The organism is Streptomyces sp. NBRC 110611 (assembly GCF_001590865.1).
Taxonomy (GTDB): Bacteria; Actinomycetota; Actinomycetes; order Streptomycetales; family Streptomycetaceae; genus Streptomyces.
Genome location: NZ_BBUY01000003.1, coordinates 496,027 through 517,686 on the forward strand (window position 1 = coordinate 496,027; position 21,660 = coordinate 517,686).

Here is a 21,660-nt window from a genome sequence, read left to right on the forward strand (position 1 = left end):
GCGGAGGGGCAGGCCGGACGGCTGTCCCCCCGGCTGGACGGGCAGGCCGGACGGCTGTCCTCCGGCCGGACGGCTACCCCTCCAGGAGAGGCTGTCCCACGTAGCCGCCCGCTTCCGCGGCCGGCGGGACCGCGAAGAGTCCGCTCGCCTCGTGCCGCAGGAACGGCGACAGCGCGTCCCCGCGGTCCAGCTTCCGCTGGATCTGGGTGAAGGCGCGCAGCGGGTCGGACTGCCAGCAGACGAACAGCAGCCCGGCGTCCGGGGCGCCGTCCTCGCGGAACCCGTCGTGGTAGGAGAACGGGCGGCGCAGCAGGGCCGCGCCCTGGTTGGCCTCCGGTGCCGCGATCCGGGCGTGGGCGTTGGCCGGGATGACCGGCAGTCCGTCCGGGCCGCTCGCGTCCAGCTGCATCGGGGTGGTCTCGGAGCCGCCGGTCAGCGGGGCGCCGTTGTCCTTGCGGCGCCCGATGACCCGCTCCTGCTCGTGCCGGGAACGCTTCTCCCAGTCGTCCAGCAGCATCCGGATCCGCCGGACGACGGCGTACGACCCGCCGCGCATCCACTCCTGCTCGGCGTCCCGGCTCACGAAGATCCGCTGGTCGAAGTCCTTGTCGGACGGTTTGGGGTTGTTGGTCCCGTCGACCTGTCCCATCAGATTGCGGGCCGTCATCGGGTGCGCGGTGGCGCCCGGCGTGCGGTTGAAGCCGTTCATCTGCCAGCGCGGCCGGGCGGTGCCCGCGGCCTGCTTCTGGAGCGTCCGCAGCGCGTGGAAGGCGACCAGCGCGTCGTCGGCGCCGATCTGGATCCACAGATCTCCGTTGCTGCGCCGGGGGTCCAGCGCGTCGGCGGAGAAGTCGGGCAGCGGGTCGAGCGCCACGGGGCGCCGCTTCACCAGGTCCGTACGGTCGAAGAAACTGTGGCCGAGGCCGAAGGTGACGGTCAGCGAGGACGGGCCGGCGTCGAGCGCGACGCCCGTGTCGGCGTCGGCGTCCGGGGCGCGCCCGGCCATCAGCTCCTCGGCCGTACGGGACCAGCGGCGCAGCAGTGCCGCGGCGGCCTTGCGGTCCGCGCCCGGCGCCAGGTCGAAGGCGACGAGGTGCCCGTTCGCCTGGAGGGGGGTGGTGATCCCCGCCTGGTGCTTGGCGCGTGCCGGGCGGAAGGCCACCTCGGTCGAGCCGATCGTGCTCAGGGCCGTGGGGGAGCTGTCGTCGCCGGCGGAGCCCGCGATGGCGGCGCCCGCCCCGCCGACGACCAGCCCGGCCGCGCCGGCCGCGCCGACGGTGCCGAGCAGCCGACGGCGGGACAGCTCGAGGGAGGTCTGGGAAACCTGGGGGGAGGAGGCCTGCTCGGTCTGCTTGCCCGTGGGCTTGGTTCGCTTGCTCATCAGCCGATCTTCACGTTCTTGATCTCGGTCACCTGGTCGATGTCGGACGTCCGTACCAGCAGCGAGAGCTGCCATTCTCCGGGCACCGGGAGCTGGACGTCGCTCGCGCGCCAGTGGCCCCGGCTCATATGCCGGGGGACGACCGGCAGCGGCCCGAGCTTCTTGTCCTTCTGGGTGAAGGACACCTTGACCTCGGGTACGTCCATGGCCTTGCCCGACGGGTCGGAGATCCGCAGCCGCAGCTCATTGGCGTTGCCGCTGCGACCGGGGTCCAGGTCGAGGCGGGCGCTGCCCTTGCCGCCCGGGCCGCCGGTGTCGAACGGGATGGTCAGCACCTGCGGCTGATTGGCCGCCACGGACGTCCCGCCCGAGGCGGCTCTGACCGCCTCTTCCGTACGGGCCGGCTCGGTGGAGGTCAGCACCGTGGTCACCATCAGCAGGACGACGGCGACCGATGCCTCGGCGAGGACCGACCGGCGCAGCCCCAGCCGCTCCGGGTCCGCGTCGCGCAGCCGCTTGACGCGGGCGGTGCGCAACGCGGCCTGCTGGCGGGCCAGTTGGGCGGCCCGCGCGGGGTCCGCCGCTCCGGAACCGGTGTCTGCCACATCCGCCCTGGCGTCGTCCACCCCGCCGTCTGCGGTATCCGCCACGGCATCTGCCCCGGCCCCCGTCTCGGCCCCGACCCCGGCCCCGGCCCCGGCTCCGGCCCCGGCATCTGCCTGCTCCGTGGTTGCCCGTGCCGCCACCGTCGCCGCCACCGGTGTTGCTCCCGCGGTCGCCCGTACCTCTCCCAGCCGCGCCGTCCAGCGCCGCGACAGCCAGGCGAACCCCACCATGACCACCACCAGCGCCACCTTGACCAGCAGCAGCCGCCCGTACGCGGTGTCGGTCAGCGCGCGCCAGCTGCCGACCTGCCGCCAGGACTGATAGCTGCCGGTGGCCACCAGCACCACCACGGACCCGAAGGCGAGCCGGGAGAAGCGGCGTACGGCGGTCCGCTCCACCGGCGGCCCCCAGTACAGCGACACCACCAGCGCCGCCAGCCCGCCCAGCCAGCCGGCCACCGCGAGCAGATGCAGCACATCGACCGGCATGGCGATGGCGGCCTGCGGCCCGGTCGAGGCGTGTTCGGCCATCGCCCAGGTCGCGGCGAGGCCGGTCGCGACGATCACCCCGCCGACGCCGAGTCCCAGGGTGAGGTCCCGGCGCCGCTTGCCCTGCCCCGCGTGGTCGGCGGACTCGTCCCCCGTGCGCGCGTACGCCCCGAAGAGCACCGCCACGAACAGCGCCGCGGCGGCGAGCAGCAGCAGCCGGGAGACCAGTGCGGCACCCGGCCCGGTGGCCAGGACCTCCCGTAGCCCGCCGAGGTCGAAGACGTCGGCGAGATCGCCGGACCCGGTGTACGGGCCGCGCAACAGCAGCATCAGGACGGTGGTGGCGGTCAGCGCCGTCCAGCCGTGGACGACCAGCCGCTGTACGGACCGTACGCGCGCCGCGGCCGGCCGGCAGGCCAGCACGAAGGCGGAGCCGCCGGTCAGCAGCACGAATCCGGCGTAGGCCAGACAGCGGGCGACGCCGTACAGCACACCCACCAGGCCGCCGCCGGCCTCCTGCTGGGGTACCGCGGCGGCGGTCTCGGAGGGCGCGCCGACCGAGAAGGTGAAGGCGCCCGAGACCGGGTGGCTGTCGGCGGAGACCGCCTGCCAGGCGACGGTGTACGTACCGTCGCGCAGCCCCGGCATCAGCCCCGTGCCGAACTTGACGGTGCTGCCGCTGCACAGATCGCGCAGCTTGCCGCGGTCCACCCGCTTGCCGGCCGGATCGAGGACCCGGATGGAGTCGTCGCCCATCGCGACGCCTTCGGAGAAGGTGAGCGACACCTGCTCGGGCGCCCGGTCCACCACCGAGCCCTGCGCCGGCGTACTGCCGGTCAGCGCGGCGTGTGCCGAGGCCGGGGCGGCGGCGCCGAACAGCGCGCCGGCCAGGGCCACCGCGACGACCAGAAGGCGCAGCACGGCGGACCGTCGAGGCCGAAGCCCGATGGTGACCAAGGTGATCGCTCCTCTCATTCCTGTTGACGCCGGCCGCCTCGTTGCCGCCGGTCGCGCACCCCCGCTGCTGGTTCCTGGTTCCGCTACTTCTTCTCGTCCCCCGGCTTGTAATTGACGGCCTTGACCGGGACCTCGACCGTGATCGGCTTTGCGGTGGCGAAGTGCAGCTCGATGGTGACCTTGTCGCCCTCGACGGGCTTGTTCGTCAGGCCCATGAACATCACGTGGTCGCCGCCGCGGGCGAGCTTGAGCTCACCGTTCGCCGGTATCTCCAGCGACTCGACGTGCTGCATCTTGTTGCCGGACGTCGTGTGGAGGGAGATGTCCTTGGACAGGTCGCTGGTGACCGAGGTGAGCTTGTCGGCACCGCCGCTGTTCTTGATCGTGAAGAACGCGCCGGCCATCTTCTGGGTGACCGGCTGCGGCATGTACGCGTCGGAGACCTTGAACTGCGCGGTGTCCCCGTTGCCGCAGCCCGCGAGGGCGAGTCCGGCGGTGACGGCGAGAGCGGTGGCGGCGGCGAGGGACGTACGACGGTTCATGGTGCGGTGGTTCCTGGTGGTGAGAGGGCGGTGGTTCGGGGTGCGGTGGCGGTTCACGGGTTCTGCCCCTTGACGATCTTCGGGAGCGCGGTGGTGTAGTTGTCGGCGGTGGCGTCCTGCATGCCCATCCAGTGGATCTTGTCGTCCTTGGGGGAGCTCAGCAGAACCTGCGCGCCATGGGTGGAGACCACGTCGCCGTTCTTCTTCTTGACCGGCTTCTCGATCCCGATGTTCACGCTGCGCGCGCCGGTCTGGATGGTCTCGAACTTTCCGGACAGCCCGACGAAGTCCTTGTTGATGCCGGCCAGCCACTTCTTCAGGGCGTCCGGGGTGTCACGCTCCGGGTCGGAGGTGATGAAGACGACCCGGAGGTCCTTCTGCTGGGCCGCGGGCAGCTGCTTCACCGCGACCGCGATGTTGCCCATCGTCATCGGACAGACGTCCGGGCAGTTGGTGTAGCCGAAGTAGATCAGCGTCGGGTGGCCCTTGGTCTTCTCCAGCAGGTCGTACTTCTCGCCGTTGGTGTCCGTGAGCTCGAGGTCCGGCTTCTCCAACGGCTTGTCGAGCGTGACGATCGGCTTGGCCGTCGTTCCTCCGGAGACCACGGCGGCGGGCTTGTTCTCGTCGCCGCCACAGGCGGTCAGGCTGAGTGCCGCGGCCGCCGTGAGGGCGGTCGCGATCAGGGTCCTTCTACGCATTGCAGATATATCCCATACGTTCGAAAATCCCGGCTCTTGGGGCCTAGGGTCCTCTGCGGTCCCCAAGCCACGGACGTGGACACGGCCACAGCCATAGGCGCGGCCACGGCCACAGGCACGGAGCGTGGACACGGAGCGCGGACGAGACGAAAGGTTTCCCCTCGCCGTCCGTCCCCCGCCGGTACCGGGAAGGTCCCGGCCCGGCCCCTACCGGGAAGCTGGTGCCGGACCGGCGCGGTCGGGCGCCGGCCCGTGCGATGGTCAGGCGTTACGGCGGCGGCCGGCGAAGACGCCGAAGCCGACTCCAAGGACGCCGACGACGATACCGACGACGCCCAGGACACGAGCCGTGGTGTCACTGGCGGATGCCGCGGTGGCCGTCGCGTTCTCGGTGCCGCCCTTGTCGTCGGCGCTGCCCGCGCCGGACGTGCCGTGGCCGTCGTCCTTGGCGGCGATCAGATTGAGCACCGGCGCCGGGTTCTCCGGCTCCGGGGCACCCTCCTTCACCGGCTCGATCCAGCGCACGACCTCCTTGTTGTCGTACGTCTGGAGGGCCTTGAAGACGAGCTGGTCGGCGTCCGCGGGCAGCTTGCCGACGGAGACCGGGAACTGCTGGAACTGACCGGGCCGGACACCGCCCTTGTCCTCGTCCTCGGCCGTCCAAGTGATCTTCGAGGGGGCCTCGTTGATCTTCTCGCCGTGCATCTCGATCGGCTTGGCGAGCTTGGACTTGGTGACCTCGACCTTCCAGCCGGGCACCGGCTGCGGCATGACCGAGGCCAGCGGGTGGTCGGCCGGCAGGGTGACCTCGAGCTTCACCGTCGAGGCGTTGTCCCGCTCGTTGGGCACCTTGAAGTTGACGACCGCGAAGCCGCCCTTCGCGGCCTCACCGGGCTGCACGCTGACGTGCGCGAAGGCCGGGCCCGCGAACAGCAGCACACCGCCGGCCGCGATACCGGCCACGAGCGGCAGTCGCGAGACCGTCGCCCGCACAGACCTCTTCAACACGGGCTGCTTCGCCGCAACCTTCTTCGCCGCAACCCTCTTCGACATCTCGACCATTTCTGACATATCCGACGTCTCCGAAATCCGAGAGCGCTCCACAGGAACACTCCACAGGGAGGAAGGAGGCACTCAGCAGCCGCTGCAGCCGTTGCTGAGCACCACGAACGGTGGTGGATGGCACGCATGCGGCGGCACCGCGCGAGCCCGTACCCGGTCCAGTCCTGTTCTGTCCTGTGGGAGCGTGCTTCGCGTGACGTCAGGCCGCCAGGGCCAGGGCGGGCGGCCCTCGCCTGATGACACTGTGGTGGAGCTCGACGGTCTTGGGCCCCGGTTTGTCATCCCCGTACGAAACGGGGGCGCGCAGCGCATCGTCCTGCGCTGGGCGGAGGCCCGCGAGCAGGGCGCGAACCAGCGTGAGCGACCCGCGCACGGCACCGATCACCGATGCCACCGCGATCTCGTACGCCGCCGGGCCCGACAGCCGGACCAGCCGCCACAGCGCTGCCTCACCGCGGCGCAGCAGCCAGCCCACGGCGAGCGCGGCCAGCAGATGCATCAGCAGCATGGGCAGCGACGGCACCATGCAATGCGCCGCCCCCAGCTCAACGCCGCCCGTACCGGCTCCGGCCGGGGCGCTCAGTCCCGCCGTGGACGCCGCGTCGAGACCGCTCAGCCCGAGAACGCGCCGCGCTTCGGTGCCGTCCATCTGCCCTGCGCCGAGCCCGCACGTCAGATGCCGGGCGAGCGAGACCACTGCCCCCTCGGACAGCGCACCTGCCTGCCCACCACTCCCCGCCCCACCGGAAACCGGCATCGGCATCCGCATCGGCGGTGTCGGCTGCTGTCCCCAGGCGAACAGTGAGTGCAGAGCGAGCTGGCCCACGGCGAGTGCGGCGGCGATGCCCGGCAGCGAGCGTTCCCGCCCGGCCAGCGGAGCCGCGACCGCGAAGACCACGACGGCGGCCACACCCAGCGTCCACAGCGGTACGGCCGCACACGACGCGATCATGTGCCCGGCCGCGGACAGCACAACGCAGACCGCGGCGAAGACCGCGGCTCTCAGCAGCCGCAGGTCGGCAGCGGCGCGTGCGGTGGAGGCGGGCGGGGTAGGCATGGCCGCGCCATCATCCCACTGCCACTGTCGCCTGCCTACGGCAGGGCAGCCGTCCAGGGGGCGCGTAGAGGGGTGTCAAGGGCGGCCGACAGGGCGCGCGGCGGCGCACGTGGCAGCGCTTCATCCAGAGCGTGCGCTCAGTCTTCTACACCGTGCGCTCAGTCTTCGCATCCGCCGAACGAGCGGTATCACCGTCCGGACATGCTTACGGACCTTGGGGCACGGCAATAGGTAACGATATGTCGAGCCGCGGCCAGGAGGCTGGAGCGATGAGCATCTGGTGGTCACTCCATTTGCGGCGTGAGGCTGCGAGCGTGCCGCTCGCCCGCCGCCTGCTGCTGGGCACGATGGAGACAGCGGGCGTCGACCCGGACATCTGTTACGACCTGTCGGTCGCCCTCTCCGAAGCCTGCGCGAACGCCGTCGAGCACGGCGGCGACGCGGCCAGCGAGGATTACCGCGTCACGGTCTTCATCGACGGCGACACCTGCCGTATCGAGGTCACGGACTCGGGTCCCGGCTTCCGCGCCTGCCCGCCCCCGGCCCCACCCCATACGGCCGCGGGCCGCGCCCTCCCGCCGGCCCCTGTACCCACCCCCGCGCAGGCTCCCGCTTTTGCGGAAGAAGGCCGGGGGCTCTTTCTGATCGAGGCCCTCACCGACCACGTCCGCTACCGCAACCGCACAGGCCGCCCCGGCGCCGTCGTCAGCTTCGACAAGATCCTCAAGTGGCGCGAGGGCGCCGCCCTCCCCATGGCGTCGTGAGCGGTAGGCCAGGGCGGCCCCGCCCGTCGTTGGCCCAGCCACTGCAATGACGGGTGCGGGGGGCCACTTGGGGAGGGAAAACGCAACTTCGACATGGTCGGCAGAGGTGGCTACCTTCGCCTGGTCTTCGGCGATCGCCCACGGTCGCACAGGAGTTCCTTCAGGCTGAGCCACCCGCGGGGCCACACCAGGCACCCCCGACCACGGAGAGATGCATGCCTCGTCTTGCGCTGTACACATTCGGTGTTCTGAAGTCGCCGCTCGCCGATCCCGCACCTCTCACGCGCGAGTTCTACGACATTGGTGAGGTCGTCTACCAGCAGATCAGCCAGCAGCCCGGATACCTCGCTCATGCGGATGCGGCAGGCGGCAGCCGGGGCTCACACTTCGACTTGGACTGGGGTGCGTGGGGAGAGTTCGCCGTACCGGCCTGGTACGGCAAGGGCCGTACGGTGGAAACCACCGCCCTGGCCGCGACCCTCTCGCTCTGGACCGACCTGCGCCCCGCCTTCGACGCCATCTACACCGGTCTGCACCGTGAGGCGCTGAACAGGCGTTACGACTGGTTCGAGAGGACAGAACAGCCGGGTTACGTGTTCTGGTGGGTCTCCGACGGCGTGATACCCACCTGGCAGGACGGGGTTTCCAGGCTGGAGCACCTCCACGACCACGGCTCCGCGCCGCACGCCTTCACCTTCCACCGCTCGTTCGCCCCGGACGGAACTCCGACCAGGATCAAAGGCATCGGGCCGAAGAGCGACCAGGTTCGCTGAGGCGTTTTTTCGTGGTGGTTCCGGGTAGAAGTGTGGAGACGTGTTTGGGGCGTTGAGGTAATTCGATGGGTCGGGGGGCCGCGTATGAGTAGTGCGTCATCGTCGTATCCGGAAGGCACAGCGGGCGCAGCGCCTGATTCCAGCGGAGTGCCTGATTCCGAGCGGCGGCCTCCCAAGGTGAAGCGGATCGCTCTCAAGCCACCTGCCCCCGGACCGCTGCCCGAGCGAGAAGGCTTCAGCGATGAGCAGCCCGACCCGCTCGACTCGTTACTGAAGAAGGTCCGCCGAGGGGAGAAGATCGCCGCGCCCGGCGGGAAGCAGGAGAGCGGCGAGCGGGATCTCCATGACGAAGAGTGGCGCGCTCACGACAGCAGCGGTCCGTACGGCCAACGGCGTCGCCGTCGGAACTGATCGGACTGATCGGACCGATCGGACCGATCGGAACTGATTGGCGTGAGCGAGTCCTTCACGTTCCTTGCGTCATGTACCTGTATCTGTACCTCTACCTGCACCTGCACCTGCACCTGTGGCTGTGCTTGTGCTGTGGTCAGGAGCAGACGGTGCCGTTCGCCGGGACCTTGCCGTCCAGCAGGTGTCCGTTCACGGCCTTGGTGGCGCACTGATCGGTGCCGTACGTGCCATGGCCCTCACCCTTGACGGTGAGCAGTACGCCCACCCCCTTCCCGAGCTTGTCGGCCATCTTCCGGGCGCCCTCGACGGGCGTCGCCGGGTCGCCCGCGTTCCCGATGACGACGATGGGGGCGGCGCCCGGCGCCGAGACCTCCGGGGTGTCGCTCGTGCCGGTGACCGGCCAGCCGGTGCAGCCCAGCAGGCCCTTCGCGGTCATCTCGCCGAAGACCGGTGACGCCTTGCGGAACTCCGGCAGCCTGGCCTGCACTTCCTCGGGAGTGCTGCGTTGCTTGGTGTCGGCGCAGTTGATCGCGGCGTTGGCGACCTGCATGTTGCTGTAGCGCCCCTTGTCGTCCCGGCCGCTGAGGATGTCGGCCAGCAGCATCAGGCCGTCGCCGCTGCCCTGCTCCGCGGCGGAGAGCGAGGACGTCAGGATCGGCCAGGCCTCCTTGGAGTAGAGCGCCGAGGCGATGCCGACGACCGCCTGCTCCTGGGTGAGCTTGCGCCCGCTCTCGGTCGGCAGCGGCTGCCGGCCGGTCTTCTCCAGCAGATCGACGATCCGCCGGCGCCCCTCCTCGGCGCTCTGGTACGGGCAGTCGCCGCCCGTCTTGGCGCAGTCGGCGAGGTAGTTGTCCAGCGCCTGCTGGAAGCCTTTCGCCTGTCCCAGGGATTCCTGTACCGAGTCCTGGGTCGGGTCGACCACGGCGTCCAGGACCGTACGTCCCACCTTCTTCGGGAACAAGTGGGCGTAGACGCCGCCCAGTTCGGTCCCGTAGGAGATCCCGAAGTAGTTGAGCTTGGCATCGCCCAGAACCTGGCGCATCAGGTCCATGTCGCGGGCCGCGCTCTCGGTGCCGACGTGTGCGAGCACCTTCCCGGAGTTCTTCTCGCAGGCCGCCGCGTTCTTCCTGTTCTGCTCGGCCGTCCTGGTGAGGTCGAGGTTCTGGGCGCGCTGCTCGTCCATCTCCCTGTCGCTCAGGCACTTCACGCCCGTGCTGTCGCCGACGCCTCGCGGGTCGAAACTGACCAGGTCGTAGCGTGCGCGCAAGGGCTGGGCCGCGTCGTAACCAGGCAGCGTGGCCACGCCTGACGCGCCCGGGCCGCCGAAGTTGAAGACCAGCGAGCCGATCCGCCTGCCGTCCTTGCCCTGGGTCTTGGCCTTGGCGCGGATCATCGCGAGGTCGATGGTGTCGCCGGTGGGCTTGGCGTAATCGAGGGGGGCCTTCAGCGTCGCGCACTCCCATGCCGTGCCGTCCGGGAGCTTGCCGGGCGCCTTGCCCTCGCCACCCTGGGCGGCGGACGGCACCGGGCAGGGCTGCCAGTCGAGCTTCTGGGAGGTGAGCGAGGCGGGCAGCGCGGCGGCCGCTGGGGTGCCCGGCGTTGCGCGGCCTCCGCTGTCCTTGCTCTCGTCCTCGCCCTTGGTGCCGGTGCAGGCGGTGGCACCGAGGGCGAGGAGGAGGGAGGCGGAGAGGAGGGTGGTGGTTCTCGGGGTGAGAAAACTGGGCATTTGGGTCCCTCTGGGGTGGAGTGGCGTGGGGTGGGGTGGGGCGGGGCCGGATGGTGTGCGGGTGGTGTGGTGGCGGTGCGGTTCGGTGCGCGGTGTTGTGGCGGTGCGGTCGGGTGTGCGGGGCTGCTGTTGTCAGGCGCCCAGGCCGGCGTCCCGGGCCAGGAGGGCGGCCTGGACGCGGTTCTCGCAGCCCAGCTTGGCAAGGATGCGGCTCACGTACGTCTTGACCGTGGCCTCGCTCATATGGATGCGCTGCCCGGCGTCCGCGTTGGAGAGGCCCTCGCCCAGCAGTGCCAGGACCTCCTGTTCGCGCTCCGTCAGTGTCTCCAGGCGGCGGCGGGCCTGCTCGGCGCGGCGTACGGTCTGGCCGGAGGCCAGGGAGTCCACGACGTGGCGGGTGGCGCCCGGCGAGAGGTACGCGTCGCCGGCCGCGGCCGCCCGCACCGCGCGCAGCAGCTCCGCGGGGGCCGAGTCCTTGAGGAGGAAACCCGAGCTGCCGTCCGCCAGGGCGCGGAGTACGTTCTGCTGTTCGCCGAAGGTCGTCAGGATCAGTACCCGGGTGTCGGGGACGGCCCGGCGCAGTTCGGCCAGCGCGGTCAGCCCGTCCATGACCGGCATCTGGATGTCGAGCAGTACGACGTCCACACGCTGGGCCCGGGCCAGGTCGACCGCCTCCCGGCCGTTCGCGGCCTCCGCGACGACGTCGATGTCGTCGGCCGAGCCCAGAATCATCCTGATGCCCGCCCTGATGAGCGGCTCGTCGTCCGTGACGAGAACTCTGATCACGACTCTCCCGTGCTCTGCCGGTCTGCTGGGCCGTTCCGAGCGGTCAGGCCGTTCCGAGCGGGTCTGGCCGCCTGGTCACGGTGACATCATCCCTGAGCCGGTCGCCCCATGCGGATGCCGATGCCGATGCCGATGCGTATGCGGATGCGGAGCGAGGCGCCTGCCGCCAGCCGCCAGGCGCCATCCGGGAGGCGGTACGCCACGGTGCAGCTGCCATGCTCACGGTTTGACCTCGAAGGACTTCTTCTCGATCAGCTTGCCGTCCTTGAAGCAGAACCGGAAGACAGGACTGTTGTCCCAGCTGCTGCCCATCTCCGTGGACTCCAGGCTGAGGCATGTCGCCCCCTCGGGCACGGGCGGTGCGCCCTTGCCCAGGTCGGTGGCCAGGTCGCTGGGCAGAGCCGAGTCCCCGTCCGGCAGTTGCTTGCGCACCTCTGCCTCGGACTGGCCCACCTTCACCTCGTCGTACTGCTTCGGCTCGATCATGGTCTTGTTCGCCTCGCCCGCGAGGAAGATCCCCATGCCGACCAAGGCGGCCACCAGCAGCAGGGCGAGGGCTGCCGCCACTCCGCAGCCGATGGCTATGCCACTGCTCCTGTTGTTCTTGCTCATCGCTCTGGCCAGCTCCTTCGGCAGACCGTCCCGGTAGATGACCGGATCACTCTGGCCCGGGGAGCCCGCCGGAATCTGCCGCCGAACGTCGTCCGTCGGAGCGACGAACGGTCCCTCTGCGGGGGCGGCCCACGGATCCTCCGGCGAGGGGCTCGGGGCACCGCCCTCCGGGGAGGAGTACGGCAGTACGCCCGCCAGCCGGAAGCCGCCGTCCGCCGTGGGGCCGGCGTGCACCATGCCGCCGATGAGCCGGGTCCGTTCGCCCAGCCCGGTCAGTCCCTGGCCGCCGCTCACCGCCTTCCGGGCGTCGTCCGCCGCCGTCGCCGGTACGGGTCCGTTCGCGACCTCCACGACCAGCGAGTCCGGCTCGTACCGCAGCGCAATGGTGATCGAGGCGCCAGGGGAGTGCTTGTGGGCGTTGGTCAGGCCCTCCTGGGCGATGCGGTACGCCGCGTGATCGGCGGTCGGGGGGAGCGGGCGCGGCTCGCCGGAGCGCCGCAGCTGCACGTCCGTCCCCGCGTTCCGCGACGCCGTCACCAGGCTCTCGATACCGGCCACCCCGCGCGACGGCGCCGTGGCCTCCTCCGCCCCCATGGCCGCGAGAGCTTGGGAGCCCGAGCCGGGACGCGGGGCGGCACTCCCGTGAACTCCGTGAACTCCGTGGGCCCCGTGAACCCCATGGTTCCCATGATCCCCGTGGCCCCCGTGGCCCCCGTGGCCCCCGTGGCCCCCGTGGCCCCCGTGAACCCCGTAGACCTCGTGATCGGGGGCCTGGGTGCCGTCCCGCAGCAGCCCCACCACCTCGCGCAGCTCGTGCATCGCGGCCACCGAGGCCTCGCGCAGCACCCCCACGGCCTCGCGCTGCCGCCCGGTCAGCTCGCGGTCCACCTCCAGCGCACCGGTGTGCACCGAGATCAGCGCGAGCTGATGGCCCAGGCTGTCGTGCATGTCCTGTGCGATGCGCTGGCGCTCCCGCAACCGGGCCTGTCCGGCGATCATCGCGCGCTCGCGCAGCAGATGGGCGTTGTACTGCCGGAGGGTGTCCAGCAGCGTCCGGCGCTGTGACCAGTAGCGGCCGGCGAGGCCGGGCACGATGTCCACAACCAGCAGCGTCAGGGTGGTGAGGACCAGCGACAGCGGCGAGGAGAGAGGCATCCGCAGGAAGCTGAGGCCGAAGTCGAGGACGTACGCGAGGGTGAAGGTGCCGAGCGCCTTGCCGACGTGGGAGATCCGCCGTCCGGCCGACCAGGCGGCGAGGAGGATCAGCGGGAAGAGTCCGAACAACACGGTCGAACCGGCGGCGGACACCAGCAGTACAGTCGCCGGCAGCACCCGGCGCAGCAGCGACAGCACTACGGCAGCGAGCGCGACGGCGACGACCCGTACGATGCCTTCGCCGCCCAGGCCCTCGATACCCGCCGCCAGCAGGCCCAGCACCACACCCAGCAGCGATTCGCCCGCGATGCGCCCGGGCGGCCACATCCCGGGATCGCGGAGAGCCCTGAGGGGGTCGGCCAGCCGCCGGGGTGCCGAACGCAGCCACTCCGCCACTGCCTGGCGGGCCGGTATCGAAGGGCGATCCGGCGAAGGGCGACCCGGTATCGCAGGGTCCGTACGTTCCACAGGTGTCACCCGGCAACGGTAAGCAAACCGCCGCGCGCGGGACAGCGCCTTTCGTCGCGAGGCAGGAGCGACCAAAGTCCCGCTACCCGCAGTGCCGACATCCGCGACCCGCAGTAGCGCTGTCCGCTACCCACCGTGTCCGCACCCGCCGCCCGCCTCGCTGCCCCGTTCCGCCAGGGGAACGGCCGTCGTGATCAAGCCATCGAACGGGCTATCGTGCCCCCCAGCCGGTTCTGGTGTCCGAGCAGGGGAGAAGGTCTCACGGTGTCTGAGGTGGGGCGACTCGTAGCGGGCCGTTACCGGTTGGTAGAGCACGTGGGCCGCGGCGGTATGGGCACCGTGTGGCGGGCCGAGGACGAGGTGCTCGGCCGCCAGGTCGCCGTGAAGAAGCTGCACGTCCAGCCACACCTGCAAGACGACGACATCCAGCGGCTCTACGAACGCACCCGCCGCGAGGCCCGCAGCGCCGCCCGGATCACCCACCCCAACGTGATCGTGGTGCACGACGTCGTCGATGACGAGGGCCTGCCGTGCATCGTCATGGAGTACATACCCTCGGTCACCCTGAGCGACGTCCTGAAGCGGCAGGGCACGCTGCCGCCCCGCGAAGCGGCGCGGATCGGCGCCAGCATGGCCGCCGCCCTGCGCGCCGCGCACGACGCGGGAGTACTGCACCGGGACATCAAGCCCGCCAACGTGCTGCTCGGCCAGGACGGCCGCATCGTCCTCACCGACTTCGGGATCGCCGTACAGCCCGGTACGCCGTCCCTGACCAAGACCGGCGAGCTGGTCGGCTCCATCCACTACCTCGCGCCGGAGCGCCTGCGCAGCAACGTCGCCGAGCCCGGTCCCGCCAGCGACCTGTGGTCCCTCGGTGCGGCGCTGTACGAGGCGGTCGAGGGGCGCCACCCCTTCCAGCGGGACACCGCGATCGAGACGGCGTACGCCATCGCCACCGAGGCCCACGACCCGCCGCGCAACGCCGGGGACCTGATCCCGGTGATCCAGGGGCTGCTCGCGAAGGACCCCGGGCAGCGGATGGACGTACGCGAGACCGAACGCCTCCTGAGCCGCGCGGCCGCCTCCATCGGTCCGGCGGGGACTGCCCCCGTCGACCCGATGAGGACCATCGATGCGACGGGGACCATCGACCCGACAGGGGTCATCGCCCCGGCGGGGAAGAACACGAAGAACTCGAAGAACGCGAAGAACGCGAAGAGCGCGAAGAACACCCCCGCCGATGCGACCACCCGGCTGGAACAGATGCGAGCCACCAAGGCCTCCGCATCTCCCGCGTCCCCTATATCCCCTGCGCCTGCGTCCCCCACATCCGCGTCCCCCGCGCGGCGGGGCGGGCGCGGCCGGCGTACGGCACTGTGGGTGGTCTCGGCGGTAGTGGTCGCCGCCACCGCGACCGGCGGAGTGCTGCTGTGGCCATGGGACGGTGGCGATGCGGTGCGCACCCACCCGGCCCCGTCCGGCGCCTCCAGCGACCGTCCCAGCTCCAGCCCCGCCCCTCCGACCCCCAGCTTCTCGCCGTCGCCGGTCCCCGCCGGCTACCAGCTCAAGAAGGCCGGCCAGGGTTTCTCCGTCCCCGTCCGGGACGGCTGGACCGCCAAGAAGCTGCGCGGCGGCGAACTCGGCTACATCGACCCGACCGGACTGGTGAGCCTGCGCGTCGATGTCGTCGAGTTCGGAGGGACCGATCCCGTCCGGCACTGGCGTGAGACCGAAGAGGACCAGACGCGTCGGGACTGCCCGGGTTACGAGCGGGTGCGGATGCACAACATGACCTTCCGGGGAAGGCCCGCCGGGTATTGGGAGTTCACGTTCAAGGGCCGCGTACGGGATTACCGGGCGGTGGAGGTGGCGTTCAGTGGAGAGAACGGAGCCCAGTACGTGGTCTACCTGTCCGCGCCGGACGCACAATGGCACAAATACCGTCCGGACTTCGACGCCGCCGTCAACGGAATCCGCCTCGGCGAATAAGGCGAATAAGGCGAACACGGCGAATAGCGCGAACAAGCGAACAAGGCGAAGAGGCGAATAAGAGGTCAGTGCGGTTGGTCGGCTGGCTCTCCGTGGCCTTGCCAGGGCCGGGCGAGCGCGATCAGCGCTACTGCCGAGAGAAGAACAAATCCCAGTACCACGACGGCCGTTGACATCTCGGCGACGAGAGCGGTGGTGCTCTCCAGAAGGCCGGGGAGCGGTGCGGCAGCAGCGCCGAGTACGAATTGGGCGCCGCCGAGCATGCCGGAGGCGGCTCCGGGGGCATCACCACCGACCGCGAGGATGATGGTGGTCGCCGCGGGCAGCACTATGCCGAACCCGAATGTCACGCCGAACAGACAGGCCCAGGTGGCCGGCAATGTGCTGATACCGCCGGCGAGCAGAGCCACCAGTGTGAGCGCGCCGGCCACGGTGATGGCCACGCCGGTCACGAGCAGCGAGTTGAGGCGTATCCACCCGGCCAGCCGTCCGAATACCGCACCGGCCATGACGGTGCCGACGGCGTTCGTGGCGAAGACGAGGCCGTATTCGGTGGGCGACAAGCCATAGCTGCTTTGGAAGACGAAGGGCGAGCCGGTGATGTAGGCGAACAGGGCCGCCAACGCACAACCCATGACGAGGAGATAGCCGACCAGTTCGCGACGCCGCAGCAATCCGCCCATCGTGGCGGGTACGGCCCGCAGACCGCCTCGTCGGCGCCGCTCGACAGGGAGCGATTCAGGAACCCACGCCCAGACTGCGGTCAGCAACAGCAGTCCGGTCGCGGCCAGCGCCACGAACACCAGACGCCACGAGCCGACGCCGAGAAGGAGACCTCCGGCGACCGGCGCAAGAACCGGAGCGGTCATCCCGATCACGCTCAGCGTGGAGAGCCGGCGGGCTGCCTGGGCGCCGGTGAACCAGTCGCTGACGACCGCCCGACCGATGACGAGCCCCGCGCTGCCGGCGATCCCTTGCAGCAGTCGGGCGACGTCGAACACGGCGAGGGACGGCGCGAGCGCGCACACCAGGGAGAACAGGCTGAACATGCCGGAGCCGGCCAGGAGCAGGCGTCGTCGTCCGGTCGCATCGCTGACCGGGCCGAGCACGATCTGACCGGCGGCGAGCCCGACGAGGCAGGCCGTCAGGGAGAGTTGGACGGCCGTGCCCGAGGTTCCGAACGAGGTGACGATCTGGGGGAAGCCGGGCGCGTACATGTCGGTGGCGAAGGGCGATACCGCCGAGAGTGCACCAAGGACGATGATGAGTCGCCCCGTTCCGGTCCGAGGGGGCGCGGAATCGATAGTGACGGTCATCGGTCTCCAGACGACGGCGTGGACGACGTGGCGGCCGGTGCGACCGCTCCGTTCGACATCGTCGGCGCCGGGGCCGCGCCACGGTGTGGAGCACGGGGCCCGAGGGTGTGGAGCACGGAGCCCGAGGGTGTGGAGCACCGTGCACCCCGGACGGTCGGGCGCCAGAAGCGCGCCCGCGTCAGGAATGCGCCTGCCGGAACCGGGCGGGGGTGGTGCCCCGGTCGCGCCGGAAGGCGTAGCCGAAATTGCTGGGCGAGGCGTAGCCGACCTCGTGCCCGATCCGGGCCACCGGCCAGTCGGTCTCGACGAGCAGGGCCGCGGCCCGGTCGAGGCAGCGACGCCGGTGGTACTCCCCCACCGAGGCCCCGTACAGCGCGCGGAATCCGGTGGTGAGACGCCGGACCGACATCGACGACGCGCGGGCCAGACCGGCCAGCGTCGGCGGCGTGTGGCGTTGCTGCCAGAGCAGTTCGGGGACCCGGCGCAGCGCGGCCACCTCGTGCTCGTCCAGGGCCGGGGCCGGGGCACGGTGCCGGGCGTCTGCGGTCGGTGGGGGAACCGTGAGGCCGTCGATCAGTGCGGCGAGCGCCGCCACGAGCCGCGATTGCATGAAGAGCAGGCGCCCCGGGGACGAGCGCCGGTGCAGGAAGATCTCTTCCAGCGGCCCGGCCACCGGGAGCAACGCGGGGGATCGGCCCAGATACCGCTCGCGCGCGATGTTTTCCGGCCCGATGGCGGGGAGCGCGTCCGCACCGAGCCCCCTGAGGTAGGACTCCAGTCCGGTCCAGGTCCCGGTGATCGACACGGCTCGGTACCGCTCGCCGTCGGCGTGCGCGACGACACCGGCGGTGGCGCACCGGGGGCTCAGCGCCACCGAGCCGGCGTACAGGCCACCGGTGTGCAGGTCGCCGGTGACGGTCGCGGCCTCGGCCTCGGACGGGCTGATGTACATGCGTCCGTCGACGCAGTGCTCCAGCTCGAAGTGGTCGTCCGGGAAGGCGTACCCGACCTGGTGCCCTCCGGTGAACGCGACGTCGTAGCGGACGATGTGGAACCCGCTCCGCAGCGGCGTCACCTCGATCGTGCCGTCACCGACCTCCGGACGAAGCCGGTGCCGGACGGTGCCGTCGCCGCCCTCGTCGGTCTGAGCGATCGAGGCGTAGTACGCGGCGTACGTCGCGTCCGACGCTGTGGAACCGGCCGCGCCGATGAGCTGATGAACCCGGGACACAGTGACGCAGGTTAGCTTTCCGTAGGGCCCGTGCAGGACCCAGTGCGCGCGGAGGGCCGGAACTTTTTGTCGCGGTGCGGGAATGACGAGCGGTGACCGCTGGTTGATCTCTTCGTACGCAGCGAGAGGCTGCGCTGAACGAGGGGGAGCAGCCATGTCAACGAACAACGCCAACACCGCCGCCAACGCCACCACGGTCCACGGCAGCGTCGCGCAGGGATATGAGGGCGTGCGCGAGGAGTTCGCTGCCTTTGTCGCGGGGGAGGAGAACGATCCGGGCGCCCAGCTCGCCGCGTACAAGGACGGGAGACTGGTCGTCGACCTATGGGCGGGGGATGTCAGCGGGGATTCGCTGACCGGTGTCTTCTCCACCACCAAGGGCGCCGCCCACCTGGTGGTCGCGCTGCTTGTGCAGGACGGGACGCTGGAGCTCGACCGCAAGGTTGCCGACTACTGGCCGGAGTTCGCCGCCGAGGGCAAGGGCGCGCTGACGCTGCGCGAGCTGCTCGCGCACCGCTCCGGCGTCATCGGCGCGGACGACGGCTTCACGCCGGAGGAGCTCGCCGACGACCGCGTGATCGCCGAACGGCTCGCCGGGCAGCGGCCGTTCTGGCAGCCGGGCGTGGGGCATGGCTATCACGCCCTGGTGATCGGCGCGCTCACCGGTGAGGTGGTCCGGCGGGTCACCGGCCGGTCCATCCAGGAGATCTACGAGGAGCGCGTCCGCGCGCCGTACGACCTCGACTTCTTCCTGGGGCTGCCCGAGTCCGAACGGGCCCGCTACCGCGACGTGCTCCCGATGCTGCCGACGCCCGAGCAGCGCGCCGAGCTGACCGCCAACGCGAGCGGTCGCTACAGCCGGCGCTCGATCGCCTTCAACACCAGCGCCGACCCGTCCTTCGACCTGACGGCGTTCGTCAACTCCGATGTCTCGCTGGCGAAGAGCCCGGCATCGGTCGGCGGCGCGGGCAACGCCCGTGGCATCGCCGGGATGTACGCCGCGACCATCGGTGGGTTCAACGGCCGGGGCCCGCTGCTCAAGCCGGACACGGTCGCCGAGTTCTCCCGCATCCACTCGACCGGCACCGACCTGGTCGTCAACGCCCCGGGTACGTTTGCCCTCGGCTTCGAGGCGGTCAGCGTGGCCTTCCCGGCGCTCGACGCGAACGCCTTCGGACACAGTGGCGCAGCCGGCTCGCTCGCCTTCGGCGACGTGCGCTCGGGGCTCGCCTACGGCTACACGCGCCGCCGGTACGCCTACCCGGGCGGCGCAGCCCCGGAGAACGCCCGCCTGTCCAAGGCGGTCTACGAGGCCGCGATCGCATAGCCGGGAGGCCGTGACTGCCTAGCTCTGCGGGACGCGCGCTGGGGTGGCACCCGTGCGCGCGTCCGGCTATGCGCTCCGCTCCGGCTATTCGAGGGTGACCGCCCAGTCGCCCCAGGCGATGTGGCATACGCCGTCCGGTGCGATGCGGACCGGGAAGCCGTAAACGCCGAGGCTGCCTTGCGTGTTGAAGAGGTGGCGGATGCGTTCCAACGTGTTCCACAGGCGACGGGGTCCGCCCTGGTGCACGGTCGGGGGATCGTCCCGGCGTGCCTCGGCGCGCGCCCATGAGCCGTCCGCGTGCAGCAGCCAGGCCGTCCGCCGCTCGCCCTGTTCCGCTTCCTCGTAGTGCGTCTCCACACCGGGCACGGCCAGGAACAGCTGGGTCTTCACGTCCCAGGCCCGGTCGACGTCGAGTACCGGATACCGGCCGACGGTGACCTCTTCCCCGTCCTCGTCCCGGGCGTGGGGGAAGCGGGCCAGGAGGCGGGGCGGGTAGTCGGCCCCGTGGCGGACGCCCATGAAACCGGCCTGGTGCGGCTCGACGCGCCCCGCGGCGCCACCGTCGGCGGTCTTGTCCGCGCCGATCACCATGCCCGTGCCGGTGATCGTGCACACCAGCCGTCCCCCGGGCCGCAGCGCGGTGAGCCACGCTGCGGGGACGCGCGGGACCGACACCATGGCCACGATCCGGTCGTAGGTGCTGCCGGGCAGGTTCCCCGTGGCGTCCAGGGTGGCCACCTCGGGCCGGTGCCCGACCTCGGCGAGCCGCTCCCGCGCTGCCTCGGTCAGGTACGGGTCCACGTCCACGCTCGTCACGCGGTGAGCGCCGAAGCGATGGCACAGCAACGCCGAGGAGTACCCCGACCCGGTGCCCACGTCGAGCACGTCCATGCCCTCGTCGGGACGCACATGCCGGAACATCTGCACCACCAGCGAGGGCAGCGTCGCCGAGGACGATGGCGCACCCTCGGGCCGGTCACCGGGCTCGGCACGGTCCGCGTGCAGCGTTCCGAGCCGGGTCACGAGCGAGGTGTCGCGATAGGCGGCACGCATCCACCCCGCCGGGTCGCTCGGCCCGTCCACCAGCCTCGGCCCGCTCTCCTCGCGCTCCCACCAGCGGGGCACGAAGAGGTGACGAGGGGTCGCGCGCACGGCCTCGCGCCACCGGGACTGCGCGTGTGTCACCTCGTCCGCCAGCGCCGAGGCACATTCCTGCCAGGTCGCGCTCACCGTGCACCACCGGGGAGGACGAGCGGCAGGGCGCTGGAGGAGACGAGCGGAAGCGTGCTGGGGAACTTGGGCAGGCACGCGGGCTGTCCGGGCTGGCAGGCGGAGTCACCGGGGGTGCATCCGCCCGCACGCGGGGGCGGTACTTGCTCGACGGCCCGCCACCACCGTTCGGACCCGACGAGCTCGGCGAGCCGCTGCTCGCGGACGTTGCCGCACGGCATGAACCGTGACAGGACGCACAGAGCGAGGTCACCGTTGGGCAGGATCGCCGCCCGGCCTCGGCCGCACCGTCCGCACAGCGCGTCCACACCGGGCGCAGCGGAGGTACCGGCCGCGCGGCCGACCGCCCGTACCCGGTCCATGGTCACGTCCGTGATCCCCAGGGCCTCGATCTCCGCACGCGCCTCGTGGACGCGCTGTCCGTCGAAGACTTCCACGATGCCGACCCGTACGGGGATGCCCCGGCGGTGCGCCTCGGTGAGGTTCGCGAGGGTACGCAGGTAGCTGCCGGTGCGAGTGGTGATGCGGTCGTGTTCGTCGGGGTCGTCGCTGTAGTAGCTCGTCGCGAGCGTCACGCCGTCCCGGGCGAACACGTCCCACCACGCGGGCCGGACGTGGAACAGGTTGGTGTAGATCTCGACGCTGCGCCCCAGACCCAGGGCGAGGTCGACCAGCTCGACCCAGTGCGGGTACAGCGTCGGCTCGCCGCCGATGAGCTGAAGGTGCGGGATCCGGAGGGCGGCCGCGTCGGCGATGACCCGCTTCCAGTCCGCGGGCGTCATAGTGCCGTGTGTGCCCTGGGGGCTGGACTCGGACAAGCAGTGCGTGCAGGTGAGCTGACACCCGCCGGTGATCTCCAGCTCAAGCGAACTGAGCATCGCGGCCCGGGCGTTGGTGGGGCCGGCCGTGATTGCCGTCATGCTCGCGAACTCCTCTGTGCCGTGTGCGTGTGTGCTGTGTGGCGGCGAATCTCCACGTTGCAGTCGGTGGCCTTAGACATATCGCCGGCGTCGTAGGCCGCGTCGCGCTGCCGGGCCAGGGCCCCGCACACGTCGCACCCGGCGACCGGCGCAGGATCCGA

Annotated in this window: 18 protein-coding genes; 5 read left to right on the plus strand and 13 right to left on the minus strand. The window is 71.0% G+C overall.

Annotation, left to right across the window (positions count from 1 at the left end):
• Positions 1–73: 73 nt before the first annotated feature.
• From efeB to AZE13_RS10440, 6 genes are all read right to left on the minus strand, one after another.
• Entirely contained in the window at positions 74–1,381 is a 1,308-nt protein-coding gene (efeB, locus tag AZE13_RS10415; protein ID WP_079123868.1) for an iron uptake transporter deferrochelatase/peroxidase subunit, read from the minus strand.
• Positions 1,381–3,450: a copper resistance protein CopC gene (locus AZE13_RS10420; protein WP_066929315.1), complete on the minus strand. Its 2,070-nt coding sequence runs from the start codon at positions 3,448–3,450 to the stop codon at positions 1,381–1,383. The genes efeB and AZE13_RS10420 overlap by 1 nt, the downstream gene beginning before the upstream one ends.
• A 65-nt stretch (positions 3,451–3,515) precedes the next feature.
• Complete coding sequence (locus tag AZE13_RS10425) at positions 3,516–3,974, minus strand: copper chaperone PCu(A)C (protein WP_066929317.1); 459 nt, start codon at positions 3,972–3,974, stop codon at positions 3,516–3,518.
• 53 nt (positions 3,975–4,027) lie between these two features.
• Positions 4,028–4,672 carry an SCO family protein gene (locus tag AZE13_RS10430; RefSeq protein ID WP_066929319.1) on the minus strand — a complete coding sequence of 215 codons (645 nt, stop codon included), beginning with the start codon at positions 4,670–4,672 and terminating at the stop codon, positions 4,028–4,030.
• A 261-nt stretch (positions 4,673–4,933) separates the two neighbouring features.
• Positions 4,934–5,725: a YcnI family protein gene (locus AZE13_RS10435; RefSeq protein WP_079123894.1), complete on the minus strand. Its 792-nt coding sequence runs from the start codon at positions 5,723–5,725 to the stop codon at positions 4,934–4,936.
• 208 nt (positions 5,726–5,933) lie between these two features.
• On the minus strand, positions 5,934–6,791 hold the full coding sequence (locus AZE13_RS10440; RefSeq protein WP_066929323.1) for a hypothetical protein: 858 nt from the start codon (positions 6,789–6,791) through the stop codon (positions 5,934–5,936).
• A gap of 269 nt (positions 6,792–7,060) precedes the next feature.
• On the opposite strand from AZE13_RS10440, the gene AZE13_RS10445 reads away from it, so the two are divergent.
• The 3 genes from AZE13_RS10445 (at position 7,061) to AZE13_RS36280 (ending at position 8,739) form a co-directional block, all read left to right on the plus strand.
• Positions 7,061–7,555, plus strand: a complete 495-nt coding sequence (locus AZE13_RS10445; RefSeq protein WP_066929325.1) for an ATP-binding protein — start codon at positions 7,061–7,063, stop codon at positions 7,553–7,555.
• Positions 7,556–7,770: 215 nt separating this feature from the next.
• Complete coding sequence (locus AZE13_RS10450) at positions 7,771–8,328, plus strand: DUF3291 domain-containing protein (protein WP_066929327.1); 558 nt, start codon at positions 7,771–7,773, stop codon at positions 8,326–8,328.
• 177 nt (positions 8,329–8,505) lie between these two features.
• The gene (locus tag AZE13_RS36280; RefSeq protein ID WP_147264637.1) at positions 8,506–8,739 is read left to right on the plus strand and encodes a hypothetical protein; all 234 of its coding nucleotides are present in this window, start codon (positions 8,506–8,508) and stop codon (positions 8,737–8,739) included.
• A gap of 136 nt (positions 8,740–8,875) precedes the next feature.
• On the opposite strand, the gene AZE13_RS10455 is transcribed toward AZE13_RS36280, so the two are convergent.
• From AZE13_RS10455 to AZE13_RS10465, 3 genes are all read right to left on the minus strand, one after another.
• Positions 8,876–10,465, minus strand: a complete 1,590-nt coding sequence (locus AZE13_RS10455; protein ID WP_066929329.1) for an alpha/beta hydrolase — start codon at positions 10,463–10,465, stop codon at positions 8,876–8,878.
• A gap of 132 nt (positions 10,466–10,597) precedes the next feature.
• Positions 10,598–11,251, minus strand: a complete 654-nt coding sequence (locus AZE13_RS10460; protein ID WP_066929330.1) for a response regulator transcription factor — start codon at positions 11,249–11,251, stop codon at positions 10,598–10,600.
• Positions 11,252–11,470: 219 nt separating this feature from the next.
• Positions 11,471–13,345 carry a sensor histidine kinase gene (locus AZE13_RS10465; RefSeq protein WP_066929598.1) on the minus strand — a complete coding sequence of 625 codons (1,875 nt, stop codon included), beginning with the start codon at positions 13,343–13,345 and terminating at the stop codon, positions 11,471–11,473.
• 405 nt (positions 13,346–13,750) lie between these two features.
• Here AZE13_RS10465 and AZE13_RS10470 point away from each other — a divergent pair, with 405 nt between their 5' ends.
• Positions 13,751–15,475, plus strand: a complete 1,725-nt coding sequence (locus AZE13_RS10470) for a serine/threonine-protein kinase (protein WP_066929331.1) — start codon at positions 13,751–13,753, stop codon at positions 15,473–15,475.
• 65 nt (positions 15,476–15,540) lie between these two features.
• On the opposite strand, the gene AZE13_RS10475 is transcribed toward AZE13_RS10470, so the two are convergent.
• Both AZE13_RS10475 and AZE13_RS10480 read right to left on the minus strand, forming a co-directional pair.
• Entirely contained in the window at positions 15,541–16,791 is a 1,251-nt protein-coding gene (locus tag AZE13_RS10475; protein WP_066929333.1) for a multidrug effflux MFS transporter, read from the minus strand.
• 178 nt (positions 16,792–16,969) lie between these two features.
• Positions 16,970–18,022 (minus strand): helix-turn-helix transcriptional regulator, encoded by a 1,053-nt coding sequence (locus AZE13_RS10480; protein WP_066929339.1) that lies wholly within the window; start codon positions 18,020–18,022, stop codon positions 16,970–16,972.
• A 154-nt stretch (positions 18,023–18,176) separates the two neighbouring features.
• Between AZE13_RS10480 and AZE13_RS10485 the strand changes: the two genes are divergently transcribed.
• A complete protein-coding gene (locus AZE13_RS10485; RefSeq protein ID WP_066929340.1) occupies positions 18,177–19,349 on the plus strand; it encodes a serine hydrolase domain-containing protein in 1,173 nt (390 codons plus the stop codon).
• Between the two features lie 84 nt (positions 19,350–19,433).
• Here AZE13_RS10485 and AZE13_RS10490 read toward each other — a convergent pair whose 3' ends face one another.
• Positions 19,434–20,579 (minus strand): methyltransferase domain-containing protein, encoded by a 1,146-nt coding sequence (locus AZE13_RS10490; protein WP_066929341.1) that lies wholly within the window; start codon positions 20,577–20,579, stop codon positions 19,434–19,436.
• Positions 20,576–21,499 (minus strand): radical SAM/SPASM domain-containing protein, encoded by a 924-nt coding sequence (locus tag AZE13_RS10495; RefSeq protein WP_079123870.1) that lies wholly within the window; start codon positions 21,497–21,499, stop codon positions 20,576–20,578. The genes AZE13_RS10490 and AZE13_RS10495 overlap by 4 nt, the downstream gene beginning before the upstream one ends.
• Positions 21,500–21,660 lie beyond the last annotated feature (161 nt).

Bases quoted from the DNA above. Each gene is read 5' to 3' on its own strand.
- efeB (WP_079123868.1), bottom strand. From the start codon at position 1,381: ATGAGCAAGCGAACCAAGCCCACGGGCAAGCAGACCGAGCAGGCCTCC.
- AZE13_RS10420 (WP_066929315.1), bottom strand. From the start codon at position 3,450: ATGAGAGGAGCGATCACCTTGGTCACCATCGGGCTTCGGCCTCGACGG.
- AZE13_RS10425 (WP_066929317.1), bottom strand. From the start codon at position 3,974: ATGAACCGTCGTACGTCCCTCGCCGCCGCCACCGCTCTCGCCGTCACC.
- AZE13_RS10430 (WP_066929319.1), bottom strand. From the start codon at position 4,672: ATGCGTAGAAGGACCCTGATCGCGACCGCCCTCACGGCGGCCGCGGCA.
- AZE13_RS10435 (WP_079123894.1), bottom strand. From the start codon at position 5,725: ATGTCGAAGAGGGTTGCGGCGAAGAAGGTTGCGGCGAAGCAGCCCGTG.
- AZE13_RS10440 (WP_066929323.1), bottom strand. From the start codon at position 6,791: ATGCCTACCCCGCCCGCCTCCACCGCACGCGCCGCTGCCGACCTGCGG.
- AZE13_RS10445 (WP_066929325.1), top strand. From the start codon at position 7,061: ATGAGCATCTGGTGGTCACTCCATTTGCGGCGTGAGGCTGCGAGCGTG.
- AZE13_RS10450 (WP_066929327.1), top strand. From the start codon at position 7,771: ATGCCTCGTCTTGCGCTGTACACATTCGGTGTTCTGAAGTCGCCGCTC.
- AZE13_RS10455 (WP_066929329.1), bottom strand. From the start codon at position 10,465: ATGCCCAGTTTTCTCACCCCGAGAACCACCACCCTCCTCTCCGCCTCC.
- AZE13_RS10465 (WP_066929598.1), bottom strand. From the start codon at position 13,345: ATGTGGCCGCCCGGGCGCATCGCGGGCGAATCGCTGCTGGGTGTGGTG.
- AZE13_RS10475 (WP_066929333.1), bottom strand. From the start codon at position 16,791: ATGACCGTCACTATCGATTCCGCGCCCCCTCGGACCGGAACGGGGCGA.
- AZE13_RS10485 (WP_066929340.1), top strand. From the start codon at position 18,177: ATGTCAACGAACAACGCCAACACCGCCGCCAACGCCACCACGGTCCAC.
- AZE13_RS10495 (WP_079123870.1), bottom strand. From the start codon at position 21,499: ATGACGGCAATCACGGCCGGCCCCACCAACGCCCGGGCCGCGATGCTC.